Here is a 6,042-nt window from a genome sequence, read left to right as displayed (position 1 = left end):
CCCCGCACACAAAGAAACGGACACTCTCCAGCGTAGTCACGGACGGCCTTTATGTCGGATAACTCCACAACACCGTCATCGTTTAACTTGACGTGAAAATCCTGGTCGGACTTGTCCTCGATGACGATGACGAAGTCTTTAACTACGGCAACATACTCTGGATAACCGGGACCGCCCTTGCCGGTTTTGGACGCCGTCTTGAGCACCTCATTCAATTCAAGGACATCGCTCCCCTGAGGGTCATAATCAGTAATACCCGCTTCATCGAGTTGCTTTGCAACCCAGAGGTCTACCTTGGCCTCTTGCTTCGCCATCAATCATCACGCTCGCTATGTCAGTATTAAATCGGTCGATTCCGTACACCCCGCCACTGCAGTGCTGTAGTGAGCACGGAGCAGCAGGATAAAAGTGTACGAGATCGTTGTACGTTATAGATAGTGTAACACAACTAACCAATTAACGATACCGTACAGCAAAGTTTTTCTTTCGGCTGCTCGACATGCGCAGGGGCAGCAGCCGTGTCATAATTCACCCGGGAGCGTCACGGTTGAGCGTGTCCCCCCCGGCACAGAGGCAGGTCTCCCCCCGAACTGCCCGCTCCCGTGGCGTTCCCCCATAGACGCGCTTCGCAGACAGTTACTGCCGCCAGGCGATCTTCACACGGTGCGGATCGAATTTCTTCGCTCCAGCCTTGCCTGGCAGGATACAGATTTCCATGAGCAGCCGGGTCAGCCTGCGCTTGTCTTCAACGGAAGCGCTACCCCACCACTCAGCGAAGTCAAGGCCGTCGGCCAGTTCTACGGCAAGGGGATCAGCGTCGCGGCTTGTGGTCAGCTCGCGCATCTTCTCGTCGATAGTGGAGATTTGATCTTCGATTTTCTTCGACACGCGCGCGAATGTGGACATATCAACATCTGCAGCGATGATCGCTTCTTCGATCTGTTCTCGGCGCGCTAGCAGCACGTTTCGCTCGCCTGCAAGCTCCTGTAGCTGCTCGGTAAGACCGTCATCCTCCGGCGTTAAGGCGTTGCGTAGTGCATCCACGGCATCTGGCTGCGCCATGCGCTTGAGGATGACAGCTTCGATGAGGTCGTCCACCTCAGCGCCGATGGACACATGCGTGCCACCAGGTTCGGACCGTTTGCACGTGTAGTACCGGCGCGGGTCGCCCGCCTTATTCCTTCGGCTGCGCGCATACATCGGATCACCGCAGGTGCAGGTCAGGACAGAGGCTAGGAAATAGCGGGGCGCGTTGCCGCTATGCGAGCGTCGCCGTGATGGATCGCGCAGCACCGCGTCGAGTTTCTCACCGGTGGCTTCGTCGACGATGGCGGGCCAATTGCCCTTACCGATGACCTTGCGATCTTTGACAAGCCGGTAGCCCGTATCTGGGTCGGTGGGATTGAACGTGCTCAAGCCACGCACTCGGGGATTGAGAAGAATGTCACGCAGTGTCGGTGCCGTCATGGGTCTACCGGACGTGGCTGTGAGGCCACGGGCATGAAATATCTCGCGCACGGTTTCGCGCAAAGTCTTGCCAGCAATGACCATGGCAGCAGCATCGAGAATTGCCTGGGCTTCGTCGTCGATAACTGTTACAGCATCTGCTTCGTAACCGAACATGCGGCGACCCCCAGTCTTCGGCCGTCCTGTACGGGCACGGTCCTCGTATGCAGCGCGGACACGGGCAGCGCGGTCGATGGACTCCTGTTCAGCAATAAGACCGAGAATGACGATAGTGAGGCGTGATGCTGGGTCGCTTGGGTCGATGTTGTAACCCCGGTTCGCCTTAACTGTGACGTTGTGCTTCTCGCATAACTCAAAGAGAGCAAGTGTGTCTTTGGTACGGCGCGTCAACCGGTCGAGTGCGTAGACATACACAACATCAATCTCGCGGTTCTCGATGGCGTGAATGAGTTTGTCGTACTCGGGACGGTACTCACCGGAGAAGGCAGAGATGTTGTTATCCACGTAGGTGGCGACGATCTCAGCCTCGTCGGCCTCAGCCTGCTTAGTGGCTAAATGTATCTGTCGCTTGATACCGGCTTCTTCCTGTTTATCAAGCGAAATACGTGCATAGATCGCCGCGCGCTGTGTCGTAGTATCTGCCATATGGCCATTGTAGCCCAAAGCCACATTCTGGATTGCCGCTGCCCGTGGCCCCGATGCACAGCCCGTGCGGTCCCATGCCACCCTGGGCGGACTCCTTCAGGTCGAGGTAGACCGGCTGGCCGCTCGGGTCCAGCCCCACCGGCACGTGTAGGCGTTGCGCCCCGGCGCGCCCCGGCCAGAGGTTTACTCCCCGCAGCTCCGCGATGTCGCGGTGCCCGAGCAGGGCCACCAGGTCACCGCCACCGGAGCCGAGCTTGGGCCCCGACTCAGCCAGCGGGCGGCGGCAGCGGGCCATGCGGCGGGCGATGAGCACCGCGCCGTCCTCCCCCAACTGGTCCGCGCGCCCCAGCTCCTCCTCGCCCGCGGCGGTGGAGACCAGCAGCGTTGTGCCGGATTCCGGGCCCGCCCCGTCGCGCAGGCTCAGGCACAGCCCCTCGTGCTCGGCGCGCAGCCCGAGCGCGGTGTTGCGGCGGGAGCCGACGTCGATGATGGTGGTTATCCCCTCCTCGTCGAGGAAGTCTTCCACCCCGGTGGTCGCCACCCCGTCGACGATGAGCACGCGGTAGTCCGCCTGCTCCGGCCGGCGGGCGTGCGGCAGCCACTTCACCCACTCCCAGCCGGCCCCGCGCACGGAGAGGCCCAGGGTGTCGGGTCCGTGCGCGCAGGCCAGCTGGATGACGATGGCCCGCGCCAGATCCGCCGCGCCCGCGCCCGCTATCCCCAGCACGCCAAAGGCCTGGAGCTGGATAACCACGGGCATCTCCGACAGGGTCTCGACCGCCTGGATGGTCCGGCGCAGGCTGACTGCGCACACCGGGTCGAGGTCCTCGGCCGCGGCCGCCTCCGGCACCTGGATCTCCGTGGCCAGCTTCGTCTCGCCCACGCCGATGCGCACCTCCAGGGCGTCCGGGTCGTCCGCGCTGCGCTCCCACAGCCGCTGGTTGTGGACGAAGGCGGGCAGCTGCTCGACGGGCGGGTGACGGTGCAGCTCGTGGGCCCGCTGCGCGGCGCCGTTGTCCAGGGCCTTCTCGCGCAGCGCCTTCAAGTGGCGCAGGTAGGTCCGCCGGGTCTCGTCCGGGTCCTGGCCGCCGGTGGACGGGCCGAACATCATGAACATGCTGGCCAGCATCATGATGGGAAACATGAGCATGAGCGGGCTGAAGGTACGCTCCGACCCGCCGCTTAGGACCATGAGCGCGACCATGCCGAGCATGGCGGCGACCATGACGATGGGCATGATGACGCGCACCAGCGGCACGGGCTGCTTGCGTTGGGCCTCCGGCACCGCCTCTGCGGTGATGGTGCCGGTCGGCGCCGGCGGCACCGGTTGGCGCTGCGTTAAGGTTGTTGGCTCGATTACTTGAATATTCTCGCGCTGATCCAGCACGGCTGTTACACCCCCGAAATGTTTTTGGCGGCCACCTCCCCTAGCGGTGGACACGCTGCCCACAGTAAGCCACAATTGAGCGCGACGGGCAAGGTGGGCAAGAAAGTTTTTAGCCACCGGCCTGAGAATTCGGGGATCTACTACTTCGGGGGTGAAGTGTTGTGAACGCTGCGATCACGCATACCGTCCGCGTGACGGTGCGCGTCCACGCAGGTAATTTTCGGAAAGAGGCGGATCTGTCCTTACCGGTGACCGGCAGCTTGGGCGAGATGATTGAGGATATCGGCTATCTGGTCGACGCGCCCCAGCTGTCCAAGCCGTGGCGGGCGAGCACCGCGGGCGGGCGCGGGCTGGACATGGCCCAGCCACTGTCGGACACACGGGTCAAAGACGGCGCGGTCATCATCCTCAACCCGCAGGAGGACACCCCGGCGCCGGTTATCCGCGACTCGGCGGAAGCGCTCGTGGCAGCCGGCCGCCCGGCGGAGCTTCACGGGCTGGCCGCGGTCTGGGCGGGTATTGGGCTGGTCGCCGTCGCCGCCCTGCTGGCGGGCGTGCTGCCCGCCAGCGCCGCGGTCGCCATCGCACTAGCCCTTGGCACCGCGCTGGTTATCTACCAGCCCGCGACCCGCTCCTTGGTCCCGGCGTTGGTTTTCGCCGGGGCGCTGGCCGGCTGGTGGGCCGTCGCCCCGCCGGGTGGGGCCCTCCCGCCCGCGTGGCAAGCGGCCAACCAGCAGCTGGACGGGCCCGCGCTGGTTGTGCACAGCGCCCTGTCCTGGGTGGTGCCCGCCGCGCTTGGTGATGCCGCCTGGGCGCTGCTGGCAGCGCTGTCCTGCGGGCTGGCCATGGTCCTGGTCTTCCACGTGACCGCCGTGGCTAGCCCCAAGTGCACGGCCGCCACGCTCACCCTGGGCGGGCTGGGGTTGGTGGCGGCCGGTGGCGTAGCCATGCCGGGCGAGGCGCCCTTCGTCGCCGCCGGCGCCGCGGTGCTGCTTACGGTGGTCTGCCTCATCGCCGCCGCCCCGGGCGTGGTCACGCGGGCGGCAGGCCTGTCGGTGCCGCAGCTACCGACCGCGGGCCAGGACTTGTCGGTCTCCGACGGGCACCAGCCGGACGTGGACGCCCGCGCCCGGCGCGCCCAGGAACTCTACGGCGGGGTCTGCCTGGGCGCCGGGCTGGCCGCGCTCCCCGCGCTGGCAGCGCTGGTGCTGACCGGCACGGGCATTACCCCGGTCTACGAGGGGCCCTTCGGCGCGCAGCTTAACGGGTCCGGCTTCGCCCAGGCGCTGTGCCTGTGCGTCGGCGGGGCGCTTATCATGCACGCGGTGCGGCACGGGCAGGCCAGCGCCGCGTGGTGCCTGTCCCTGCTAGCGGCCGCTAGCCTGCTGACCGCGTGCCTCATCCCGGTTGTGGCCAGCGCGCCGGCCAGCGACGGCGACCCGCACCTGGCGATGTTCATCGTCGCCGGCATCGCCGCGGCAGGCGCGCTAAGCACCCCGCTGTGGGCGGCGAAGGTGCCCACGGCGGAACCGACCACCATCGTGTGGTGGGAGCGCGCCGAGGCGCTTGCGATCGCCACCTGCCTGCCCCTGGCCGCGCACCTTATCGGGCTCTTCGCCCTGCTGCGGGGTCTGGGATGACACAGCGCGGGGGAAAAGCGAAGAAGAGCGCGGCTACGCTGCTCGCCGGCGGGCTTATCGCGGACGGGGCTGCCGTAGCCGCCGCGGTGGAACCGGACACTGCCTGCGCGGTGGCGGTGCCCACCGAGGAGGTCCCCGCCCCGACCGCCGAACAGGCCGACTACCGCTCCCGCCTGCACGCCCAAGCCACCGGGGACGGGGTGACCGTGGCAGTCATCGACACCGGCGTCCACCCGCACCCGCAGCTGGGCCAGCTGGAGCCGGGCCCCGACTTCGTCGACCCGGAGGACCCGAACCCGCTCGAGGACTGCGACGCCCACGGGACCGTGGTCGCCGGGGTCATCGCCGCCGCCGACACCGGGGTCGCCCCCGGCGCCCGGGTGCTTTCCATCCGGCAGACCTCGGCGCACTACCGCGCCGCCGGCGGGGACAGCGGCCAGGAGGACTCCGCCGCCGGCGACCTGGACACCCTGGCCGAAGCCATCGAAGCGGCCGTCGACAAGGAGGCCGACGTGATCAACATCTCGGTGGTCTCCTGCCTGCCCGCCGGCACCAGCGTGGATACGGGGCGGCTCGACGCCGCCCTAGAGCGCGCCGAGGCCGCCGATACCGTGGTGGTCGCCGCCGCCGGCAACGCCGGTGATTCCTGCGAGCCGGGCCATACCGTCTACCCGGCCCATGCTGCCACGGTCGTCTCCGTGGGCGCGCTGGCTGACCCACAGGTCCGCGCGGACTACTCCATCCCGCAACCAGACTCGGGGCTGGCGGTGTCCGCGCCGGGCTCGGTACCGCTGGGCCTCGCCCCCGGCGGGCAGGGCTGGGCCCGCGCCGTCGTGGCGGCCGATGGGACCGGCCCGCAGCGGGAGTTCACGGGCACCAGCTTCGCCGCGCCGACCGTCACCG

The 6,042-nt window shown here is 66.9% G+C and carries 4 protein-coding genes and 1 pseudogene; 2 read left to right on the top strand and 3 right to left on the bottom strand.

Translation table 11 applies throughout. The features are described 5' to 3' along the window. The 3 genes and pseudogenes from HMPREF3067_RS00030 to HMPREF3067_RS00020 all read right to left on the bottom strand — a co-directional run. Window positions 1–314: pseudogene (locus HMPREF3067_RS00030) on the bottom strand (hypothetical protein); the annotation flags it as partial. A 322-nt stretch (window positions 315–636) separates the two neighbouring features. Next, window positions 637–2,112, bottom strand: coding sequence for a recombinase family protein (locus tag HMPREF3067_RS00025; protein WP_070767709.1), 1,476 nt, complete (start codon window positions 2,110–2,112; stop codon window positions 637–639). After that, a complete protein-coding gene (locus HMPREF3067_RS00020) occupies window positions 2,060–3,499 on the bottom strand; it encodes a cell division protein FtsK (RefSeq protein WP_210400059.1) in 1,440 nt (479 codons plus the stop codon). Before HMPREF3067_RS00020 ends, HMPREF3067_RS00025 begins: the two co-directional genes overlap by 53 nt. A gap of 161 nt (window positions 3,500–3,660) precedes the next feature. Here HMPREF3067_RS00020 and eccD point away from each other — a divergent pair, with 161 nt between their 5' ends. Further along, window positions 3,661–5,139 carry a type VII secretion integral membrane protein EccD gene (eccD, locus tag HMPREF3067_RS00015; protein WP_070767707.1) on the top strand — a complete coding sequence of 493 codons (1,479 nt, stop codon included), beginning with the start codon at window positions 3,661–3,663 and terminating at the stop codon, window positions 5,137–5,139. Beyond that, window positions 5,136–6,042, top strand: a 907-nt coding sequence (locus HMPREF3067_RS00010) for a S8 family serine peptidase (RefSeq protein WP_070767706.1), incomplete at its 3' end; no start/stop codon positions are given. The genes eccD and HMPREF3067_RS00010, both read left to right, overlap by 4 nt.

The sequence above is a fragment of the Corynebacterium sp. HMSC04H06 genome (assembly GCF_001815935.1).
Classification (GTDB): Bacteria; Actinomycetota; Actinomycetes; order Mycobacteriales; family Mycobacteriaceae; genus Corynebacterium.
The sequence above is the reverse complement of the archived record's forward strand: the minus strand, read 5'-3'. Positions and strand labels throughout refer to the sequence as shown.

Bases quoted from the DNA above. Each gene is read 5' to 3' on its own strand.
- HMPREF3067_RS00025 (WP_070767709.1), bottom strand. From the start codon at position 2,112: ATGGCAGATACTACGACACAGCGCGCGGCGATCTATGCACGTATTTCG.